Annotated in this window: 19 protein-coding genes; 8 read left to right on the top strand and 11 right to left on the bottom strand. The window is 67.0% G+C overall.

The window, feature by feature from the left end:
• Positions 1-89 precede the first annotated feature (89 nt).
• From OG405_RS17515 to OG405_RS17490, 6 genes are all read left to right on the top strand, one after another.
• Positions 90-551, top strand: a complete 462-nt coding sequence (locus OG405_RS17515; RefSeq protein WP_327147554.1) for a VOC family protein — start codon at positions 90-92, stop codon at positions 549-551.
• Between the two features lie 83 nt (positions 552-634).
• Entirely contained in the window at positions 635-1,387 is a 753-nt protein-coding gene (locus tag OG405_RS17510) for a LytR/AlgR family response regulator transcription factor (protein WP_327152376.1), read from the top strand.
• The gene (locus tag OG405_RS17505) at positions 1,384-1,752 is read left to right on the top strand and encodes a hypothetical protein (RefSeq protein ID WP_327147553.1); all 369 of its coding nucleotides are present in this window, start codon (positions 1,384-1,386) and stop codon (positions 1,750-1,752) included. The genes OG405_RS17510 and OG405_RS17505 overlap by 4 nt, the downstream gene beginning before the upstream one ends.
• Before the next feature lie 27 nt (positions 1,753-1,779).
• A complete protein-coding gene (locus OG405_RS17500) occupies positions 1,780-3,555 on the top strand; it encodes a sodium/solute symporter (RefSeq protein WP_327147552.1) in 1,776 nt (591 codons plus the stop codon).
• 163 nt (positions 3,556-3,718) lie between these two features.
• A complete protein-coding gene (locus tag OG405_RS17495) occupies positions 3,719-4,075 on the top strand; it encodes a DUF485 domain-containing protein (protein ID WP_327147551.1) in 357 nt (118 codons plus the stop codon).
• Complete coding sequence (locus tag OG405_RS17490; protein WP_327152375.1) at positions 4,075-5,706, top strand: solute symporter family protein; 1,632 nt, start codon at positions 4,075-4,077, stop codon at positions 5,704-5,706. Before OG405_RS17495 ends, OG405_RS17490 begins: the two co-directional genes overlap by 1 nt.
• Before the next feature lie 105 nt (positions 5,707-5,811).
• On the opposite strand, the gene OG405_RS17485 is transcribed toward OG405_RS17490, so the two are convergent.
• Both OG405_RS17485 and OG405_RS17480 read right to left on the bottom strand, forming a co-directional pair.
• Complete coding sequence (locus OG405_RS17485) at positions 5,812-6,993, bottom strand: sensor histidine kinase (protein ID WP_327147550.1); 1,182 nt, start codon at positions 6,991-6,993, stop codon at positions 5,812-5,814.
• 395 nt (positions 6,994-7,388) lie between these two features.
• Entirely contained in the window at positions 7,389-7,835 is a 447-nt protein-coding gene (locus tag OG405_RS17480) for a hypothetical protein (protein WP_327147549.1), read from the bottom strand.
• Between the two features lie 297 nt (positions 7,836-8,132).
• On the opposite strand from OG405_RS17480, the gene dnaE reads away from it, so the two are divergent.
• Positions 8,133-11,633 carry a DNA polymerase III subunit alpha gene (dnaE, locus tag OG405_RS17475; RefSeq protein WP_327152374.1) on the top strand — a complete coding sequence of 1,167 codons (3,501 nt, stop codon included), beginning with the start codon at positions 8,133-8,135 and terminating at the stop codon, positions 11,631-11,633.
• Between the two features lie 7 nt (positions 11,634-11,640).
• Here the strand turns inward: dnaE and OG405_RS17470 are convergent, their stop codons facing one another.
• The 3 genes from OG405_RS17470 to OG405_RS17460 all read right to left on the bottom strand — a co-directional run bounded on the left by OG405_RS17470 (position 11,641) and on the right by OG405_RS17460 (position 13,225).
• Positions 11,641-11,955 (bottom strand): hypothetical protein, encoded by a 315-nt coding sequence (locus OG405_RS17470; RefSeq protein WP_327147548.1) that lies wholly within the window; start codon positions 11,953-11,955, stop codon positions 11,641-11,643.
• The gene (locus tag OG405_RS17465) at positions 11,952-12,461 is read right to left on the bottom strand and encodes a YbaB/EbfC family nucleoid-associated protein (RefSeq protein ID WP_327147547.1); all 510 of its coding nucleotides are present in this window, start codon (positions 12,459-12,461) and stop codon (positions 11,952-11,954) included. The genes OG405_RS17470 and OG405_RS17465 overlap by 4 nt, the downstream gene beginning before the upstream one ends.
• A 149-nt stretch (positions 12,462-12,610) precedes the next feature.
• Complete coding sequence (locus tag OG405_RS17460) at positions 12,611-13,225, bottom strand: class I SAM-dependent methyltransferase (protein WP_327147546.1); 615 nt, start codon at positions 13,223-13,225, stop codon at positions 12,611-12,613.
• 87 nt (positions 13,226-13,312) lie between these two features.
• Here OG405_RS17460 and OG405_RS17455 point away from each other — a divergent pair, with 87 nt between their 5' ends.
• A complete protein-coding gene (locus OG405_RS17455) occupies positions 13,313-13,480 on the top strand; it encodes a DUF4236 domain-containing protein (RefSeq protein WP_081877120.1) in 168 nt (55 codons plus the stop codon).
• Between the two features lie 40 nt (positions 13,481-13,520).
• Here the strand turns inward: OG405_RS17455 and OG405_RS17450 are convergent, their stop codons facing one another.
• The 6 genes from OG405_RS17450 to OG405_RS17425 form a co-directional block, all read right to left on the bottom strand.
• Positions 13,521-14,024, bottom strand: coding sequence for a hypothetical protein (locus OG405_RS17450; RefSeq protein ID WP_327147545.1), 504 nt, complete (start codon positions 14,022-14,024; stop codon positions 13,521-13,523).
• An 18-nt stretch (positions 14,025-14,042) separates the two neighbouring features.
• The gene (locus OG405_RS17445; protein WP_327147544.1) at positions 14,043-14,768 is read right to left on the bottom strand and encodes an amino acid ABC transporter ATP-binding protein; all 726 of its coding nucleotides are present in this window, start codon (positions 14,766-14,768) and stop codon (positions 14,043-14,045) included.
• Positions 14,769-14,771: 3 nt separating this feature from the next.
• On the bottom strand, positions 14,772-16,568 hold the full coding sequence (locus OG405_RS17440; protein ID WP_327147543.1) for an ABC transporter substrate-binding protein/permease: 1,797 nt from the start codon (positions 16,566-16,568) through the stop codon (positions 14,772-14,774).
• Between the two features lie 75 nt (positions 16,569-16,643).
• Complete coding sequence (locus tag OG405_RS17435) at positions 16,644-17,627, bottom strand: phosphotriesterase family protein (RefSeq protein ID WP_327147542.1); 984 nt, start codon at positions 17,625-17,627, stop codon at positions 16,644-16,646.
• A 297-nt stretch (positions 17,628-17,924) separates the two neighbouring features.
• The gene (locus OG405_RS17430; protein ID WP_327147541.1) at positions 17,925-19,208 is read right to left on the bottom strand and encodes a PucR family transcriptional regulator; all 1,284 of its coding nucleotides are present in this window, start codon (positions 19,206-19,208) and stop codon (positions 17,925-17,927) included.
• A 289-nt stretch (positions 19,209-19,497) separates the two neighbouring features.
• Positions 19,498-20,358, bottom strand: coding sequence for a helix-turn-helix domain-containing GNAT family N-acetyltransferase (locus OG405_RS17425; protein ID WP_327147540.1), 861 nt, complete (start codon positions 20,356-20,358; stop codon positions 19,498-19,500).
• Positions 20,359-20,365 lie beyond the last annotated feature (7 nt).

Here is a 20,365-nt window from a genome sequence, read left to right as displayed (position 1 = left end):
GTCGGGTCGTGTTCGTCCACCACCGCGGGTAGGGGCGGGGCATAAGCTCGGAGATATCCGATGACCGCTCCGAGACCGGAGGTCCTGTGATGTCCGATGTCCCGCCCGTTCCCGAAGGCTATCCCACTATTTCCCCAGGTCTGGCGATCGCCGGCGCCGCGGACGCGGTGGAGTTCTACAAACGGGTGCTGGGGGCCACCGAGCGGATGCGGATCCCGGGTCCGGACGGCACCGTCATGCACTGTGAGCTCCTGATCGGCAATTCGGTGCTGATGCTCGGCGACCCGGCCCCGGATATGGCATTCCGGGATCCACATTCGATCGGCGGTACTCCGGTCAACCTCTACGTCTATGTCCCGGATATGGATGCTGCCCACGCCGCCGCGCTCGCCGGGGGCGCCACCGAGATCAGCGCCCCGGAGACCCAGTTCTACGGCGACCGGACGGCTGCGTTCGTGGACCCGTGGGGTCATCAGTGGACCGTCGCCACCCACGTCGAAGATATCGAGCCTGCGGAGATGCAGCGACGCATGGACCAGCTCGGATCCTGACCGGAACGGCAGGTACCGGACCCGTGCCCCGGACTCGATGACTACGATGATCCGAGTCGAAGGTGCAGGAAGGGTCTGGCGTGATGCGGGTGCTCGCTGTGGACGACGAGCGGCCGGCGCTGGACGAGCTGCTCTATCTGTTGCGCGCCGAGCCTGTGGTGACCGAACTGCACGGCGCCGCCGACGCGACCGGTGCGCTGCGGATATTGCGCGCGCACGGGGCCGACGCGGTCTTCCTGGATATCGACATGCCGGGCCTGGACGGTATGGAACTGGCGGGTGTCCTCGCCGAATTCGTGAACCCACCGGCGATCGTCTTCGTCACGGCGCACGAAGATCACGCGATTGCCGCGTTCGATCTGGGCGCCGTCGACTATCTGCTGAAACCGGTGCGGCAGCAGCGCCTGGCCGCCGCCGTGCGGCGGATCGCCGAGCGCCGTGCCCGCGCCGAACCGGATCCGGGATCGGACCCGGGCGGGAGTCACGAGGTCATCCCGGTCGAACTGGGCGGTGTCACCACACTGGTGCACCGGTCGCAGGTGAACTGGGTGGAGGCCGAGGGTGATTACGCCCGGCTGCACACCGATACCGGCTCCCATCTGGTGCGTATCCCGCTCTCGGCGTTGCAGGAACGCTGGCACGAGGATTTCCTGCGGGTCCACCGGTCGTATCTGGTGGCGCTCGGCCGGGTGACCGGTCTGCGCACGGTGGGATCGGGCACGCTGGTCTGCCTGCGCGGGGCGCAACGGGTGGAACTGCCGGTGAGCCGGCGGCAGGTGCGTGAACTCAAACAGCGGCTGGTACACGGACCGCATCCGGCGTCGGACCGGCGATGAGCGGCCCCGCGCCGAGACTCCCGCGCCGGCGGGTGGTGCTCGCCGAACGTCGCGGCGCGCGCCGGGTCCGGACCCGGGTGGAGGTCGCCGAGCAGACCGAGATCGGGGAGGCCCTGATCGGCGGGCTGATCCGCGCGCAACTGGGACTCGCCCTGAGCTGTGGGCTGGTGATCGCCCTGCTCCTCGCGGCGCTGCCACTGCTGTTCGGCGTCACAGCGGTGGCCGAGACCGTGGTCCTGGGAATCCGGTTGCCGTGGCTGGTGCTGGGCGGGGCCGCCTACCCGCTGCTCTGGCTCACCGGCCGGGTATACCTGCGATTGTCCGAGCGCAACGAGAACGATTTCCTCGAGCTCACCGGTGATTGAGCGGGGCACGCCGGGGGAGACGAGACAGTGGATGCGCGGGCCGGGGTGGTGAGCGCCTCCGGTCTGACCGTGGCGGCGCTGCTCGCGGCGGCGCTGGCGACCGTGGTCCTCGGGGTATACGGGGTGCGCTGGGCACGGACGACCTCCGATTTCCTGGTGGCCTCCCGCAGTGTGGGACCACGCTGGAACGCGGCCGCGGTCTCCGGTGAATATCTCTCGGCCGCCTCGTTTCTCGGCGTGGCCGGGCTGATCGCCAAATACGGTGCCGACGCGCTGTGGTACCCGGTGGGTTTCACCGCGGGATATCTGGCGCTGCTGCTCTTCGTGGCGGCACCGCTGCGGCGCTCCGGCGCCTACACCGTGCCCGATTTCGCCGAGTTCCGGTGGGGTTCGCCGCAGTTGCGTCGGCTCGCCGCAGTGGTGGTGGTGCTGGTGTGCGCGGTGTATGTGATCCCGCAGTTCCAGGGTGCCGGACTCACACTGCGGATTCTGCTCGGCGTGCCCGGGTGGGTGGGTGCGGTGGCGGTGGCGGTGATCGTGGTGGCCAATGTCGTGTCCGGGGGAATGCGGTCGATAACTCTCGTCCAGGCTTTCCAGTACTGGCTGAAACTGACCGCCGTGGCGTTGCCGGCCCTTGTTCTGCTGGTGCATTTCTTCGCCGCCGACCGGCCGGACGGGGATCGTGAACTCGGCGCGTCGGCGCCACCGACGGTGCGCGAACAGACCACGGTCGAGGTGACCACCCCGGTCGTTGTGCAATTGGCCGTTCCTCAGTGGGCGGCGGTCCACGGCGTCCTGGACGATCGTGCGGTGGCCGGCCCGGTGCTGTTGTCGGCGGGCACCCACGAACTGGACCGGGACACCCGGCTCGTACTCGAACCGGGCGCGGCGGTGCCGGTGGTGGCCGGAGCTCCGGCCGACGGCGCGCACTGGCTGCTCCCCGGTGGCGGTTTCGCCGGACCGCATCCGCGATATCAGGTGTATTCGCTGATGATCGCGACCTTCCTGGGAACCATGGGATTACCCCATGTGCTGGTGCGGTTCTATACCAACCGCGACGGCCGGGCGGCCCGGTCCACGGCGGTCGCGGTGATCGCGCTGGTCGGGACCTTCTATCTGTTTCCCGTGCTGCTCGGTGTCTTCGCCCGGCTCTACGTACCGCAGTTGCTGATCACCGGAACCTCCGACGCGGCAGTGCTGTTGCTGCCCTCGTCGGCCCTGGCCGGGTTGCCGGGGCAGTTGCTGGCGGCGCTGGTCGCGGCCGGGGCCATGGCGGCCTTCCTGTCCACCTCGTCGGGGTTGGTGGTGAGTATCGCGGGTGTGCTGAGTACGGATGTGCTGCGCGGGCGGATCCGTGATTTCCGGGTCGCGGCGGTGGTTGCCGGCGCGGCACCACTGGCACTGTCGCTGGGCGTGGTCTCCCTGGATCTGTCCCGCACGGTGGGTCTGGCGTTCTCGCTCGCGGCCGCGACATTGTGCCCGCTACTCGTGTTGGGCATCTGGTGGCGGGGTCTCACCGCGGCGGGTGCGGCAGCCGGACTGGCGGCCGGTGGAATCGTGGCGGGTGCGGCAACTCTGGTCTCGGTGCTGGGTGGTGTCTCCGACGACTTGGCGGGCGGTTGGCCCGCGGCACTCCTCGGCTACCCGGCGGCGGTCGCGGTCCCGCTGGCCTTCGGGACGATGGCGCTGGTCAGCCGCTGTACTCCTACATCCCCGGGAGTGCGCCGGGCCTTCGTCCGGATGCATGCTCCGGAGCGGTTGGGGATGGGTGCCGACCGGGTGCCCGGGCACCGGCCGGACTGATCACCGAGTCCGGCCCGCGCCGGACCGTTCGTCGCGGCACGGTGACCGCTCACCGCACACTTCCCCACCTCTGCCGAGTGACCCCTATCACAAGGGTTCCGGGACGTCGTCGGGCCGCTACCTTCTGGACAGGTAATACACGTCACATGATGAGGGACCCGGCATGACCGAAATCGATCTCGACACAAGCGACGGGCGGGCGGCCGACCCGCCGCCCGATTTCGTCGCCGCGCAGCACAGTCCGGAGTTCCAGGAACTCCGTAACCGGCTGCGCCGCTTCATCTTCCCGATGGCCGCAGTGTTCCTGCTCTGGTACCTCGGCTATGTCCTGCTCGGCGCCTATGCGCACGATTTCATGGCCACCCGGGTATTCGGTGAGGTCAATGTCGGGCTGCTGCTCGGCCTGGGGCAGTTCGTCTCGACTTTCTTGATCACCGGCCTCTACGTCCGGTTCGCCAACCGGGAACTGGACCCGCGGGCCGCAGCGCTGCGCGCCGAACTGGAAGGAGACCGGTCGTGATCTCGCTACATGCCGCCGGCGCCACTGTCGGCAACCCGGTTGCCAATATCGCCATTTTCGCGGCGTTCGTCGCGGTCACCATGGTGGTGGTGTTCTGGGCGGGTCGCAATACCTCCGGTGCCGCCGACTATTTCACCGGTGGCCGCGGTTTCACCGGACCGCAGAACGGTATCGCCATCGCCGGGGACTACCTGTCGGCGGCGAGTTTCCTCGGGATCGCCGGAGCCATCGCGGTCTATGGTTACGACGGCTTCCTGTACTCGATCGGGTTCCTGGTCGCCTGGCTGGTCGCGCTGCTGCTGGTGGCCGAAATGCTCCGCAACACCGGCAAATTCACGATGGCCGATGTGCTGAGCTTCCGGTTGAAGCAACGGCCGGTGCGGACCGCGGCCGCGATCAGCACCCTCGCCGTCTCGCTGTTCTATCTGCTCGCGCAGATGGCCGGTGCCGGTGGTCTGGTGGCGCTGCTGCTGGATGTGTCCAGTAAGACCGGGCAGGCGGTGGTGATCGCCGTGGTCGGGGTGCTGATGATCGTGTATGTGCTGGTCGGGGGGATGAAAGGCACCACCTGGGTGCAGATCATCAAGGCGGTCCTGCTCATCGCGGGCGCCGCGGTGATGACCGTGATGGTGCTGGCGAAATTCGGATTCGACCCGTCGGCGATCCTTTCCGGCGCGCAGAGCGCGATCGGCGGTTCCGAGGACGCCAAGGTGGCCGCCCGCGACGTACTCGCCCCCGGCGCGCAGTACGGCGGCAGTGAGATGTCGAAACTGAACTTCGTCTCGCTCGGCCTGGCCCTGGTACTGGGCACGGCGGGTCTGCCACATGTGCTCATGCGCTTCTATACGGTGCCGACCGCCAAAGAGGCACGGCGCTCGGTGGTCTGGGCGATCGCGCTGATCGGCGCCTTCTACCTGTTCACCCTGGTGCTCGGCTACGGTGCGGCCGCGATCGTCGGACCGGACCGTATCCTCGGCGCGGCCGGTGGGCAGAACGCCGCGGCCCCGCTGCTGGCCTTCGAACTGGGCGGGGTCGTCCTGCTGGGCATTATCTCGGCCGTGGCGTTCGCGACCATTCTCGCGGTGGTCGCCGGCCTCACGATCACGGCATCGGCTTCGTTCGCGCACGATATCTACGCCAATGTCATCCGACGCGGCAAAGCCGACGACGCCGCGCAGGTCCGGGTCTCCCGGATCACCGCGGTCGTGATCGGGATCCTGGCCATCGCACTGGGCATCCTGGCCAACGGCCAGAACATCGCCTTCCTGGTGGCACTGGCTTTCGCGGTCGCTGCCTCGGCGAACCTGCCGACCATCCTGTACTCGTTGTTCTGGCGGCGTTTCAACACCACCGGCGCACTGTTCAGCATGTACGGCGGGCTGATCTCCACCATCGTGCTCATCGTTTTCTCCCCGGCGGTTTCCGGCTCCTCGACGGCGATGCTGCCGGATCTCGATTTCGACTGGTTCCCGCTGTCCAACCCGGGGATCGTGTCCATCCCGCTTGCCTTCGTGCTCGGTGTCGTCGGTACCTACCTCGGCGGCAAGGACACCGAGGATCCGGTGAAGGCTGCGGAAATGGAAGTCCGGGCGCTCACCGGGGTCGGCGCCGAGAAAGCGGCCGTGCACTGAACCTGCGAGCCGGATGCCGTGGCGGCGGCATCCGGCCTGGCAATTACTGATGCAGGCCGGCCGGTCCCCGCTCTGTGAGGGTGAGCGGGGCCCGGCCGTTCCGGTTCACGGTCTGATACCGGGCCGGAACTTGGGCACCCGCAAGCTCACCTTCGTTCCGGCGCCGGGGGCGGTGTCCACGACCAGGCCGTAATCGTTGCCGAAGGCGGCGCGTAGCCGGTCGTCCACATTGGCCAGGCCGATATGCGCGCCCTCGGTGGACCCGGTGCCGGTCGTGGCCGGCGAACCGGAGCGCAACAGGTCGGGATCCATTCCGGCGCCGTCGTCTTCGACACTCAGCACGCAGTCGGTTCCGGCGTCGAGCGCTTCGATGGTGACCGTGCCGCCGCCGGGCGTGCCCGCCAAACCGTGCCGTACGGCGTTCTCGACCAGCGGCTGCAAGGCCAAGAAGGGCAGGGTCACGCCGAGCACCTCGGGGGCGATCCGCAGTCGCACCTGTAACGCCGGTCCGAATCGGGCGCGTTCGAGTTCGAGATACCGTTCGATATTGCTGAGTTCGTCGGCCAGCACGGTGTATTCCCCGGCGTCGCGGAACGAGTACCGGGTGAAATCCGCGAAATCCAAGATGAGTTCGCGGGCCCGGTCCGGATCGGTACGGACGAACGAGGCGATGGTGTTCAGTGCGTTGTAGATGAAATGTGGGCTGATCTGAGCGCGTAGCGCGCGCACCTCGGCGCGGTCGAGCCGGGAGCGGGACGCGTCGAGTTCTGCCAGTTCCAGCTGGCCGCAGGCATATCGGGCGACCTCGGCCAGGGCGCCGAGCGCACCGGGACCCGGCCGGTTCCCGGTGACCATTCCCAGCGCTCCGACAACGGTGCCGCTGTCGCTGAGCAACGGCTGGGTGACCAGGGTGCGACCCGGATGGTCGGTCTCGGGGAGGTGCGCCAGGACGGGCCGCTGCGCCGCGGCGGCCCGTCTGGCTGCACCGGTGAACTCGGCCGCCAGTGTCTCGTGGGTGCCGTCCCAGGCGAGAAGTTCACCGTCGGGATCGCTCACCCCCAGCCCTTCGGCTCCGACCAGGGCCCGCAGATGCGGCGCGGCCTCGGCTGCGGACTCGCGAGTGAGGCCGCGGCGGAGTGGCCGGGCCGCCAGGGAGGCGGTATGTAAGGCGGTGTGCACGGCGCGTTCGGCGGGAGTGGTGACCATCCGCCGGGGTCGCGCCCAGATCAGTAGTGCCGCGGCGATCAGCACGGCTGCGCCGGACACGGTGAGCAAGGTCGCGGTCATCGCTGTTCCTGTCCGTCCCGGCCCTACTGCCGCTGTACCGATCACCGGTCCGCCGCCCGCCCTCGCCGACGATCATCGTGACCTGGACACATGCTACGAGCCGGCCCGCGGATATACGCGATGACCCGGCTCCACTCGCCCCGGCCCGGTTCGTCGGTGATCACATCGAGTCGTCTCGCCGGTGTGGGCCGGTCATCGTCTCATGCTTCCCGCGGCAACCGCCATTGTCGCGGGAAACCTTCTCCGGAAGCGATGACCGGCCCGCACCGGCGAGCCGAGTTCGAGAACCCGGCGCAGCGATCACGCCGGGTGGTGGAAGGTCGATGAAAAGTCGTCGGGGGACGCCGGGCCCGATCAGGCAGAACGGGCCGGGTGCGCGCTGCGGAGGCCGGTGATCACCCCTGGTACTTCTCGACAGTGAAGTCCACGGACCCCGATTCCGGGGTATGGGCCGCGCCGACGGAGACGGTCGCGGTGAAGCGGCCGATCCCGGGATGGAACAGCGCCGAGCGGCCGTCGTTCATCCAGTGGCCGGGGCCGTTCGCGGTCCGGGTGGTCGACCCGGTCTCGCCGGTATCGAGGTTGCGCCAGTTCAGGGTGATCGGCAGACTGCACGACCCGATGCCGAACATGATGGTCGAGACGGTGAACGACGCGTGCTCCGGATAGCCCGGTCCGTTGACCGAGGTGTCGATCTGAGCTACGCACGGGCCGTCGGTGAGGGAGTAGAGGGTCTGGAACGAACCACCGTCGGCCGCGGCGGGTGCGGCAGTGGCTGCCAGCATTCCTACCGCCAGCACCGCGGCAGTGGGCAGCGCGAGTGCGGTCGTACGTGCTGTCATCGTTCACCTCGCTGGTCGGTCGTGCACTTGCGGGGTCGATCGTGGGCGGTCGTCCGCCGGATGTGACGCGGCACGACCCTACCAGTGGCCGAGCGTGCCGGTGGCAGAATCGGTTTCCCGCGCCCGGCGCCCGGTACGACACGCCCGGGTCCGGCGGGCACGCCCATCCGGCGCCGAAGCGGTCGGACGGTGCGCATAAACTCGCTACACCAACCCCCGCCGAGCCATTGGGAGGAAGGACAGATCTTGGCCGCCTCGTCCGGATTCGTTCATCTGCACAACCACACCGAGTACTCGATGCTCGACGGTGCCGCCAAGATCTCACCGCTGTTCGCGGAGGCCGACCGGCTCGGGATGAGCGCGGTGGGAATGACCGACCACGGCAATATGTACGGCGCGGCCGAGTTCTACCATTCGGCGAAGAAGGCCGGGATCAAGCCGATCATCGGCATCGAGGCCTATATCGCGCCCGGTTCGCGCTTCGACACCAAACGGATCCAGTGGGGTGATCCGGGTCAGAAGAGCGACGATGTGTCCGGCTCCGGCGCCTACACCCATATGACCATGGTCGCCGAGAACGCGACCGGTCTGCGGAACCTGTTCAAACTGTCCTCGCTGGCGAGTATCGAGGGCCAGCTCGGCAAATGGGCGCGGATGGACGAGGAGCTCATCGCCGCGCACGCCGAGGGGATCATCGCCACCACCGGTTGCCCCTCGGGCGAGGTGCAGACCCGGCTGCGGCTCGGGCACGAGCGTGAAGCACTCGAGGCCGCCGCCAAATGGCAGGAGATCTTCGGCCGCGACAATTTCTTCCTCGAGGTGATGGACCACGGTCTGTCCATCGAGACGCGGGTCCGCCAGGGCCTGATCGAGGTCGGCCGGGCTCTCGACATCCCGCCTCTGGCGACCAACGACTGCCATTACGTCACCAAGGAGCACTCGCGTAACCACGAGGCGCTGCTGTGTGTCCAGACCGGTAAGACCCTGTCCGACCCCACCCGGTTCAAATTCGACGGCGACGGCTACTACCTGAAATCGGCCGACGATATGCGTGCCCTGTGGGACGCCGAGATTCCCGGCGCGTGCGACAACACCGTCTGGATCGGGGAACGGGTCCAGTCCTACGCCGAGGTGTGGGAGCACCGTGACCGGATGCCGGTCTTCCCCGTACCCGAAGGGGAGGATCAATCCGGCTGGCTGCGCAAGGAAGTGCACCGCGGTCTGGAACGCCGGTTCCCGAGCGGGGTGCCGCGCGAGTACGTCGAACGCGCCGAGTTCGAACTCGACGTCATCATCGAAATGGGTTTCCCGGCCTACTTCCTGGTGGTCGGCGACCTGATCAACCATGCCCGCGAGGTCGGTATCCGGGTCGGCCCGGGCCGTGGCTCCGCGGCCGGTTCGCTCGTCGCGTACGCGATGGGGATCACCAATATCGACCCTATTCCGCACGGACTGCTGTTCGAGCGGTTCCTCAATCCCGAACGCGTGTCGATGCCCGATATCGATATCGACTTCGACGATCGCCGCCGCGGTGAGATGGTCCGCTATGCGACCGATCGCTGGGGTAGCGACCGGGTGGCTCAGGTCATCACCTTCGGCACCATCAAAACCAAGGCCGCCATCAAGGACTCCGCGCGAGTCCAGTTCGGTCAGCCCGGTTTCGCCATCGCCGACCAGATCTCCAAAGCGCTGCCGCCGCCGATCATGGCCAAGGACATCCCGCTGTCGGGGATCATGGATCCCCAGCACGAGCGGTACAAGGAAGCCGCCGAGGTCCGTGATCTCATCGGCAGCAACCCTGATGTCGCGAAGATCTACGAGACCGCGCGCGGTCTCGAGGGCCTGATCCGTAACGCGGGTGTACACGCCTGCGCGGTCATCATGTCCTCCGAACCGCTGATGGATGCGATTCCGCTGTGGAAGCGGGCGCAGGACGGCGCCATCATCACCGGCTGGGACTATCCGTCGTGTGAGGCCATCGGCCTGCTGAAGATGGACTTCCTGGGCCTGCGCAACCTGACCGTCATCGGCGACGCGCTCGACAACATCTCGTCCAATCGCGGTATCGACCTCGATATGGACAATCTGCCGCTCGACGATCCCGCCACCTACGAATTGCTCTCGCGCGGTGACACTCTCGGCGTTTTCCAGCTCGACGGTAGTGCCATGCGGGATCTGCTGCGCCGGATGCAGCCCACCGGGTTCGAGGATATCGTCGCGGTGCTCGCGCTCTACCGCCCCGGCCCGATGGGTATGAACGCCCACAACGACTACGCCGACCGCAAGAACGGCCGTCAACAGGTCAAGCCGATCCACCCCGAACTGGAAGAGCCCCTGAAGGAGATCCTCGCCGATACTTTCGGCCTGATCGTCTACCAGGAGCAGATCATGCAGATCGCGCAGAAGGTCGCCGGATATTCGCTCGGCCGAGCCGATATCCTGCGCCGCGCGATGGGTAAGAAGAAGGCCGAGGTACTCGAGGCAGAATTCGAGGGCTTCGAAGCCGGTATGCAAGCCAACGGCTTTTCGAAACCGGCGATCAAGGCCTTGTGGGACACCATTCTCCCCTTCGCCGGATACGCGTTCAACAAATCGCATGCCGCGGGCTACGGGTTGGTCTCCTTCTGGACCGCCTATCTCAAAGCCAATTTCAAGGCCGAATATATGGCGGGTCTGCTCACCTCGGTCGGTGACGACAAGGACAAGGCCGCGATCTATCTCTCGGATTGCCGCAAACTCGGTATCACCGTGCTACCGCCGGATGTGAACGAATCGGAGACCAACTTCGCCTCGGTCGGCGCCGATATCCGATTCGGGCTGGGCGCGGTGCGCAATGTCGGCCAGAACGTGGTGAACTCCATCATCACCGCCCGTACCGAGAAATCGAAGTTCACCGATTTCTCGGACTATCTCAACAAGATCGATACGGTGGCCTGCACCAAGAAGGTCACCGAGTCGCTTATCAAAGCCGGTGCGTTCGATTCGCTGAACCATCCCCGTAAAGGGCTGCTGCTGGTGCACTCCGACGCGATCGATGCCGTCATGTCCACCAAGAAGGCCGAGGCCATCGGTCAGTTCGACCTGTTCGGCGGTATGGGCGACGAGGGTGCCGAATCGGTGGCATCGGTATTCGATGTGAAGGTTCCCGACGAGGAATGGGAGACTAAACATCGCCTCGCCCTGGAGCGGGAGATGCTCGGCCTCTATGTGTCCGGCCATCCGCTCAACGGCGTCGACCATGTACTCGCTGCCCAGGCCGATACCCAGATCCCCACGATTCTCGAGGGCGATATCAAGGACGGTACCCAGGTCACCGTCGGCGGCATTCTCGCCTCGGTGAACCGGCGGATCAACAAGAACGGTCTGGCGTGGGCTTCGTGTCAGATCGAGGATCTGACCGGTGGTATCGAAGTGCTGTTCTTCCCACAGGCCTATTCCGTGTACGGGATGGATGTGGTGGAGGACGCCGTTGTGCTGGTGAAGGCCCGGGTCTCGATGCGCGACGACCGGATCTCGCTGATCGCCAACGATCTCGCCGTACCGGATCTGTCGGCGATCGGGGTGGCGAAACCGCTGGCGGTGACCATCTCCACCCGGATGTGCACGCCCGACAAGATCGGTGAGCTCAAGCGGGTGCTGTCGCGGCATCCGGGGACTTCGGATGTCCATGTCCGGCATGTCGGTGCTCGGGAGAAGACCACGCTGCTGAAACTGGACGACAGTCTGCGAGTGGAGCCCTCATCGGCGCTCATGGGTGATCTGAAGGCACTGCTGGGCCCGGGCTGCTTGGCGAGCTGATCGGGCGCTACTGCGCCGCCTGCTGGACTCCGGTGGCGTTGTTCTCGTCCTGGACGCCGAAGTCCGTCGCGATCGCGCCCACCCCCTCGCTCACCCCGTTCACTGCCTGCTGTAGCAGGTCGAGACCGGTGAGGCCTTCGGTGGCGGCGGGCGAGTACTTGTCCGCGAACTCTCGGCCGATCTCATCGGCGCCCCAGCATTCGCCCTCGGCCTCGATCGCCGCGCGCGCGGCCCGCACCGCGTCGGCGACCTGGTCCGCCACCTTCACGATCGCGGGGCGGCTCGCCCGCAGGGCTTCCTCGTCGACCCGGACGGTGCTCATCGGCCGCCTTCCAGGTAGTCGCGGTTGCGGTAGAACTCGTCTTCTTCTTCCCGGGCCATCGGGGCGGGAGGCTCGGCCTCGGTGACGGGGTCGGGGAAGAGATCGCCGGTCAGCGTTTTGATACTCGGCATACCGGGCGCGATATCCGGCAGGTCCGGGATTTCGCCGGCCATCTCCCGCACCGGCGTCCAGGCCTCCCGGGACAGGTCATTTGCCTGTCGGGCGGCCTGCTGCACAGCCGCGAGGATCGAGCGGCTCAGCTTTTCCGGGGTGGACCGTTTGAACGCCTCGGTGGTGAGGTGCACCTCTACCGGGACACCCGCGCTGTTGGCATCGATCCGCACCAGGTTGTCCGCGGACCAGACGCTCACCGTGGTGGTTGCGAGCCGCTGCCGGATCTCCGCCATGGCCTCGCGCTGCCGCTCGAACGTACTCAACAGCTGATCTACACTGTCGCGCAACATTCCGGTGGCCGCCTGGGTGGCCGCGCGGTCGTCACTGCTCATCGATCCCTCATTTCCGCGGAACTCCCTTCCTACCCTTCGACGCGTCGCGACGCCGGAAGGTTCCGATACCCGAATCCGAATCCGGTCGAGATATATCACTGTGCCGCGTCGGGCTCCCGACCGGCGACCGGGTGAGCGCCGCGAGAACCTCAGGGATTGACGGCCACACCCAGCGACTGGGTGTCGATGAACGCCGGTCCCTGCCCGCGAACGACCTCCAGTTCGCGGATACCGAACCCCGCCGTTTCGACGAGTGCCCGGATATTCCGGTCCAGATGGCAGCCGCCCGCGATGCGCTGCTGGAGCGGATCGAGGCGATGCTGCCAGCGCTGCACCTTTGGATCAGGGGCCAGGCCGTGCTCGACGAAATGCAGCGTGCCGCCGGGTATCAGCACCCGCCGTATCTCGCCGAGTGCGGCTTCGATATCGGGGATGGTGCACATCGTCCAGGTCGACAGGGCGGTATCGAAACTACTGTCCGGAAACGGCAGCGACTGTCCGTCCAGGCCCGCGCGCTCGATCGGGACCCGGGTGCCGGCGCGGCGCCGGGACGATATCTTCCAGCCGAGGTCCGCCGGCTCGACGGCGCTCACCGATACCACCGCATCGGAGTAGAACGGCACATTCAGTCCGGAGCCGAAACCGAGTTCGACCACCCGACCGGACAATCCGGCGCAGACCCGCTCGCGCAGCGGCTCGTTGGCCCTCATCCCACAGGCCGCGTTCACCAGGCGTGGTACGAAATGGTCGCGATAGATACCCACGTCCTCCACTCTGGCACCCCTGACCAGCGAAAGCCATAGGTGCTCACCCTGATCCGTTATCCTGGGACGGAGCTAGGGAGGTCGCTCATGCCCATCAGATTCCGCAAACGCCAGTCCTTCGGTCCGCTGAAGCTGAACTACACCCAATCGGGTCTTTCCTCGTGGAGTATCAAGATCGGCCCGTGGTCGTGGAACTCCCGGACCAAGAAGAACAGCGTCGATCTACCGGGACCGCTGAGCTGGCGCCAGCGCTGACCGGCCGGTCGCGATACTCCCGCATCCGGGAGCAGGAATCTCAGACCGGGCGCAGTTCGATCACCACACCGCCCTGCTGCCAGGTCTGGTAGATATCGGCCTTGTTCGGATCGCCCTCGGCATCGAAACCGATGCCGTTGAATTCCGCGTTGGTCTTGTTGTCGCGGGCGATGATCTCGAACAGTCGCAGCACGTCGTCCGCTTCGGTGTATACGGTCGGGTCGAATCGCTCCGGACGCCCACCACGGGTGATGGTGAGCGGAGTCCCGGGCGCCAGATTCTTCACCCACGGCCGCAGCGCGGTGCCGATCAGGAGCGTCTGACCATAGGCGGTATAGGCGACCGGGATGTCGTAGGTGTTCCCGGATCTGCGGCCCACCACGTGCAGGGTCGCCAGGCGTTTCCCGACGACACCCGACAGGCCCGGTACCCGCAGCAGAGTGCGGACCACCCGGTTGGTCACGCCCTGGGCCCGGCCGATGGGCCGGGGTCCGCTGGTGGTCGGTGTGCCGTAGGGGTTGCCGGTCCGATCGTCATCGCTCATGGCTTCAGTATCGTCGTTTCAGAGCACCTGGTCGAGAAACCTTCGCAGCCGCGGTGTTTCGGCACTGTCGAAGAGAGCGTCCGGGCTCCCGGACTCCACCACCAGACCGCCGTCCATGAACACCACATGGTCGGAGACACTCCGCGCGAACCCCATCTCGTGGGTCACCACAACCATCGACATACCGCCCGCGGCCAGGTCCGACATCAGCGCGAGCACGCCCTTGACCAGTTCCGGATCCAGTGCGGAGGTGGCTTCGTCGAAGAACATGATGTCCGGTTTCATGGCCAGCGCCCGCGCGATCGCCACCCGCTGTTGCTGGCCGCCGGACAGGTTCGCGGGACGGGAATCGGCTTTGCCGGTGAGGCCCACCACCTCGAGCTGCTCCAGTGCCAGCGTGCGCGCCTCCTCCTTGGACAAACCGCGCAGTTTCCGCGGGCCCAGCGCGATATTGTCGGCGACAGTCCGGTGCGGGAACAGGTTGAACTGCTGGAACACCATCCCGATGCGCTGGCGCAGCCGGTCCGGATTCTCGGTGAGCACCGAATCGCCGTCGAGCAGAATATCGCCGGAATCGGGTTCGTACAGCCGGTTCAGCACCCGTAGCAGGGTGGACTTCCCGGAACCCGACGGGCCGATCACCGTCGTGGTCTTACCCGCGTCGACGTGGACATCCACCCCACGCAGGATCTGGTTGCCGCCCAGCCGCAGGTGGAGTCCGGTGCCGGTCAGTGAGGCACTCATCGGTTACCCCCGCCCTTCGGTGATGGTGGCCTGCTCGACCGGGTCGATCGGCTGATCGGGCCGGCCGGTGCGCATCCGCCGATCGATGTAGTTCACCAGGTGGGTGAGTGGGATGGTCAGCAGGAGATAGACCAGACCGGCGGCCACCAGTGGCGACAGGTTGCCGGTCTGGGCGTTGAGGTCGCGGCCGACCGCGAACAGTTCGCGCTGGGTGGCCAGCAGGCCGAGGAAGTAGATGAGCGACGAATCCTTGATCAACGCGATGAACTGATTCATCAACGCGGGCAGTACCCGGCGCACGCCCTGGGGGATCACCACCAGTGTCATCGCCTGCCGGTATCCGAAGCCGATCGCGCGCGCCGCCTCCAGCTGGCCCGGCTCCACCGACTGGATACCGGAGCGGAAGATCTCACCGATATAGGCCGAAGCCAGCAGGGCCAGCGCCACCGCGCCGAGCCAGTAGGGGTTGTTGCCGGTGAGGCCGCTGACCACCGGTCCGACGCCGAGGCCGATGAGCAGGATGATGACCACCGCGGGCAGACCGCGGAAGATATCGGTGTACACCCGGGCCGGCCAGCGCAGCCAGCGGGTACGCGAGATACCGGCTACCGCGAGCAGCATGCCGATCACGGTGCCGAGCGCGCCCGAGACCAGTGCGAGGATCAGGGTGTTGGGTAAGCCCGTCTTGAACAGGTCCGGCAGGGCCTGCCGGTAGAGCGACCAGTCGAAGAAGGTGTCGCGTAGCTGTTGCAGAGTCGATTTCGGCGCCTGTGCTGTCTGTTCCTGCGGCGCGCGTTCGGCCGCGATCGCGGCGAAATCCGGTAGTTGCGGGGCGGGCGCCGCCTTCGAACCGGGCTTCCAGCCGGGCGGCAGTTCCCGCGGCACCCAGTCGCTGTAGAGCCGAGCGTAGGTGCCGTCGGCGATCACCGCGTCCAACCCGGAGTTGAGGGCGTCGATCAGCGGCTTGTTGTTCTTCGCGACCGCCCAGCCGGCGAAATTGTCGAGGCTGAACGAGTTCTGTACGACCGAGGTCGCGTCACCCGGTGCGATCGCGCCCTCGGCCTGTGCCGACGGCGCGACCCAGGCGTCCACCTGACCGGTTTTCACATTCGCGTAGGCGGTGTTGTAGTCCGGGAACTTCACCGGATCCAGGCCCAGTTCGTTGACCACGTACTCGTCCTGAACCGTGCCCTGCACCACCGCGACCCGGGAACCGGGACCGAGATCGGCGAACCCGCGCACCGGGCTGCCGTCCTCGACGACCAGCGAGAAGTAGCCGAAATCGTAGCCGTTGGTGAAGCCGACCATCTCACGCCTGGCGTCGGTGGTGGTGATGTTGGACGAGCCGACATCGAACCGTTTGCCCGCGACCTGAGCCAGCAGTCCGGCGAATTCGGTACCGGAGAACTCGACCCGCAGGCCGATCTTCGCGGCCACCGCCCGCAGGAGCTCGTTGTCGAAGCCGGTGAACGCGCCGGTGGAGTTCACGCAGATACTCGGCGGTGCGTCGGAGAGGGTGCCCACACTCAGTACGCCCGGCTGGATCAGCCCCAAACGGGCGATATCGACCGATTCCGGCGGCTCGGTGGATTCGGTGGTGAACCGGTCCTCTTTTCCGGCGCCCGGGGCGGTCAGGTTCGCCGGGGCCGCGGTGGCGGCCGCCGGTCCCGGTGGCGCGCACAGGTCGCGGGTGGCGCTGTCACCGCCGCCGCCACTGCCACACGCTGTCGCCAGTACGGCCACAGCGAGCAGGAGTGCGGCGAGCAGCGCACGGGCGCGCGAAGCGGGCAGACCAGGCATGATCGACAACCCTAGCTTCCGGGCCCACCGGGCTCGGGAACCCGGTCGGGGTGTGGCCGCCGCCGGTGGGCCCGGTCAGCCCGCCGCGAAGAACGTATGGGGTACGTCCACGAGCATCGTCCGGAGTTGCCGTTCCTCGATACCGCGATCGAGCACGTAGGGAAAGACATCGTCGAACAGATGGGTGTAGTGCCACTGTGGGAGCACGGCCGCCCGGGTCGTCGGTTCTATCCAGTCGATATAACAGCTGGAGTCCTGGGAGAGCACCATGCGCTCGGCGTAGCCGCGGCGCACCATTTCGATGAGGGTATCCGCGCGCGCCTCGAAGGTGGTCTCGAGATTGATGCCGAAACGGTCCATACCCAGGACGAAGCCGGCGTCCGCGAGCGCGGTCAGATAGTCCAGATCCGTGGTGTCGCCGCTGTGCCCCAGCACGATTCGGGACGGGTCGACGCCTTCTTCGGTGCACAGGACGCGCTTGACCTCGAAACCGGTACCCGATTCGGGGTGGGTGTGGACGGTGATCGGCACACCGGTCTCGTGGTGGGCCCGGGCCACCGCGCGCATCACCCGTTCGACGCCGGGTGTGAGGCCCTCCGCGTCGATCGCGCATTTGAGCATGCCGGCGCGGACACCGGTGCCGGCGATACCGTCCCGGATATCGCCGACGAAAAGATCGACCATCGGATCGGGAACGTGCCTGCCGACCAGCGGATCGAGCGCCGGACCGCGGTGGTGGAAGAAGAACGGGACGTCGTTGTAGGTGTAGAGGCCGGTGGCCACGATCAGCTGCAGTGGAACCCGTTCCGCTATCCGGGCGATCCGGGGGATGTAGCGGCCCAGCCCCACCACCGTCGGATCCACGATCGTACGCACCCCGGCGTCGTAGGCGCCGGTCAACTGCCGGACCGCGTCCTCGATCCGTTCCTCCTCCGAACCCCACTCCTGCGCATAGTTCTGCTGTACGTCGGAACTGAGTACGAAGACGTGTTCGTGCATCAGCGTGATACCGAGGTCGGCGGTGTCCACGGCGCCGCGGACGGTCTGGATGGAGGGCACGGAGAACTCCTGAAAAGGGCAGCGCGCAGCGCGAGGACGCCGGCACGACGGATGGGATCGGATCCGCGACACCACTCGTGGCGGTGCGGCGATTCGGTTGCCGGCGGACCAACTACTGAGGTGGATAACGGATTCCGGGGATAACTGAACCCTACGATGCGTGCCGCGTGACCGGCCATATTCCGGCCGCATGAAAGGTCGGCCGGTATTTGTGCGCGCAGCACAGAGCCCCTGTTGTGCGCGGTCGTCGCCGAGGACGTTCCCGCGTGGAACGCGGCCGAACCGGTATCGGCCGGCTCAGTTCGGGCCGGACTCCGGGCGCAGCACCGCGGCGCCCAACAATTGGGTGGCCTGGAGCGCCAGCCGCGGATACAGATCCGCGCCAGGAGAATCGGTGCTCACGCCGATCAGGTTGAGCGCCTGCCGGACGCGGTACTGAACGGTGTTGCGATGGACCCCCAGCCGAGTGGCGGCCGCGGCATAACTGCGGTTCCCGGCAAGGAACACCCGCAGCGTCTCACGCAGCCAGAGATTACGTTCGTTGTCCACCGCCAGTTCACCGAGCTCGTCGGCGACGAATTCGCGCAGCGTATCGATATCGCTCGCCAGCAGCGCGACCGCCGAGACATCGTGATAGGAGAGGACTCGCGCGCCGTGGTCACCGCTGAGGAGTGCGAGCCGGCGTACCCGGTCGGCCTGGGCGGCGGTCCGCCGGAATCCGGCCAGGCCGGTGCCGTGACCACCGAAGGCCACCCGCACCGGCAATGCCCGATCGGCGAGCAACTGTTCGATCGCCGCGCTGTCGACCGACGGCTCGCCCGGCAGGGCGAACCACAGCCGGGCCTCGTGTTCATCCACCGGTATCAGCAGAGTTCCGAGCGCACGGTCGAACACAGTGCCCAGCGCCGCCCGGAGTTGATCGAAGACCTCCACTGCCTTTGCGGGGTCGATATGCGGATCGGTCCAGGTGTCGATCGCGAGATGTCCGCGGGACAGCGGATACCGCAGCGCCTGTTCCGCGGCGTCGGCATCGGTGGTCGTGCCGTTGAGGAGCCGGGTCACCCACTGCTGGCGCAGTCCGCCCCGATTGCCGACCCAGCGGTCGCGTTCTTCCTCGTAGGCGACACCGACCTGCTCGCACACCCGATCGATGTAGACCGAGGTGCGGTTGACGATATGGACGATCGCCGACGTGGTGACCGGGCCGCCGCCCCCGAACTCGATCGCGTAGCGCATCCCGGTGTCCAGGAATCCGGCCTGACCGACCCGGTAGGCCCGAATCAGCGCGGAGGCCGGAACGTCGCGCTGGGCCAGTATCCGGGCGTACACGAGCGCTCGTTCCGGGGCTCGGACATCATCCTCGGCGGCCTCGTTCTGCAGGTACTGCAGCGCCTCCATCAGGTTGTCGGTCGTACCCGCTTCCATCAATTCGCGCAGCCGCGGATCCTGGTCCAGGATCGGCACCTGGGTACGCATCAAGTGCGAGAGCTGGTCGATGAATTGGTCGCGATCGCGAAGGAAAGTCTGCGCGACCATCCCAACTACTTCTTCGGTGCTGTGTGCCGCCTGCTGTTGCTCCACGGTGGTAATGATCGCGCGGCGGGTCGACAGCGCGCGGCCCGGTCGGTCATCCGGGCGGTGCGCAGCTTCTGGGCGGGTCACCGAATCCGTGCTCGGGCCACTGTTGGGTGGATAGAGTCGGTGGGAGGCCGGTGTACCGGGCCGTACGCGGTGCTGGTGTTGTTCGATCGAATCGGGAACACGCGTCGGACCAGCCGGGCACGCCGGCGGTTGATGGTCGGGATCTACCCGCTCGCCCGCTACGGCGAGGCGGGGTTCGTGGGACCGTCCGTCGACGGCCGCGGCGGCCTCAGTTCAGCGGGCTGCGCCGTTCCAGCAGGACGGCGTCGCGCCAGCGTCCTTCCGACCGGCCGCTGCGCTCCCGGATCCCGACGGTGCGGAAACCCGCCGCGTGGTGCAGCGCGATCCCGATCCGGTCGTCGGGGAAAACGGTGGTCTGCAGGGCCCGCAGACCCGCATCCTCGGCGGCGGTGATCTGCTGCCGCAACAGCGCGGTGCCGACGCCGCGGCCCTCGAGTTCGTCGGCGACCATCACGCAACTGTCGGCGACATCCCGGTAGAACTCGTGGCCCGAAACCGAGGTGAGGGCTGCCCAGCCGGCGATCCGGCCGTCGGCCTCGGCGACCCAGCGGTGCCCGGACAGCCACTGGCGATCCAGGGTGTCCCGATCGGGTGCGTCGGCCGCGACGACGGCGGGGTAGGAGATGCCGCGGGCGGCGTAGATGGCGCGGACCGGCTCCCAATCGGCATCGGTCATGGCTCGGACGGTGACATCGCGGGGTAGATCGTCGGGACACAGCGGCTGCGGGGTGAGGATGCCCATCACCGCGTCGGCCGTATGCGGTAGCTCGGTGCAGCGGTGCGGATTGACGGTGACGAGGGTGGCAGTGCCCTCTTTGTGTACTGTCACGAACCCGGCGTCGGTGAGTTTGCGGACATGATGGGAAACGGTGGGCTGTCCGATGCCGAGAGCTTCGGCGATCTCCCCGATATGGATTCCGGCGGGACTCGTGGCGACCTGGTGCAGTAACCGGACCCGCGTCGGGTCGGCCAGGCAGGAAAACCAGCCTGCGTAGATGGTCGCGTCGGCGACCGGGAGCGCGTCGCCGCGCACCTGGTCCCGCACGACCGGCGGTTCCAAGGAGGTCATGGGGCCA

Origin of the sequence: Nocardia sp. NBC_01329, from assembly GCF_035956715.1 — a bacterium.
Taxonomy (GTDB): domain Bacteria; phylum Actinomycetota; class Actinomycetes; order Mycobacteriales; family Mycobacteriaceae; genus Nocardia.
The sequence above is the reverse complement of the archived record's forward strand: the minus strand, read 5'-3'. Positions and strand labels throughout refer to the sequence as shown.

What these genes read in the sequence shown, in the direction of transcription:
- OG405_RS17505 (WP_327147553.1), top strand. Translation starts at nt 1,384, where the DNA reads ATGAGCGGCCCCGCGCCGAGACTCCCGCGCCGGCGGGTGGTGCTCGCC.
- OG405_RS17510 (WP_327152376.1), top strand. Translation starts at nt 635, where the DNA reads ATGCGGGTGCTCGCTGTGGACGACGAGCGGCCGGCGCTGGACGAGCTG.
- OG405_RS17470 (WP_327147548.1), bottom strand. Translation starts at nt 11,955, where the DNA reads ATGAGCACCGTCCGGGTCGACGAGGAAGCCCTGCGGGCGAGCCGCCCC.
- OG405_RS17515 (WP_327147554.1), top strand. Translation starts at nt 90, where the DNA reads ATGTCCGATGTCCCGCCCGTTCCCGAAGGCTATCCCACTATTTCCCCA.
- OG405_RS17450 (WP_327147545.1), bottom strand. Translation starts at nt 14,024, where the DNA reads ATGAGCGATGACGATCGGACCGGCAACCCCTACGGCACACCGACCACC.
- OG405_RS17480 (WP_327147549.1), bottom strand. Translation starts at nt 7,835, where the DNA reads ATGACAGCACGTACGACCGCACTCGCGCTGCCCACTGCCGCGGTGCTG.
- OG405_RS17465 (WP_327147547.1), bottom strand. Translation starts at nt 12,461, where the DNA reads ATGAGCAGTGACGACCGCGCGGCCACCCAGGCGGCCACCGGAATGTTG.
- OG405_RS17445 (WP_327147544.1), bottom strand. Translation starts at nt 14,768, where the DNA reads ATGAGTGCCTCACTGACCGGCACCGGACTCCACCTGCGGCTGGGCGGC.
- OG405_RS17425 (WP_327147540.1), bottom strand. Translation starts at nt 20,358, where the DNA reads ATGACCTCCTTGGAACCGCCGGTCGTGCGGGACCAGGTGCGCGGCGAC.
- OG405_RS17440 (WP_327147543.1), bottom strand. Translation starts at nt 16,568, where the DNA reads ATGCCTGGTCTGCCCGCTTCGCGCGCCCGTGCGCTGCTCGCCGCACTC.
- OG405_RS17485 (WP_327147550.1), bottom strand. Translation starts at nt 6,993, where the DNA reads ATGACCGCGACCTTGCTCACCGTGTCCGGCGCAGCCGTGCTGATCGCC.
- OG405_RS17455 (WP_081877120.1), top strand. Translation starts at nt 13,313, where the DNA reads ATGCCCATCAGATTCCGCAAACGCCAGTCCTTCGGTCCGCTGAAGCTG.
- OG405_RS17495 (WP_327147551.1), top strand. Translation starts at nt 3,719, where the DNA reads ATGACCGAAATCGATCTCGACACAAGCGACGGGCGGGCGGCCGACCCG.
- dnaE (WP_327152374.1), top strand. Translation starts at nt 8,133, where the DNA reads ATGCTCGACGGTGCCGCCAAGATCTCACCGCTGTTCGCGGAGGCCGAC.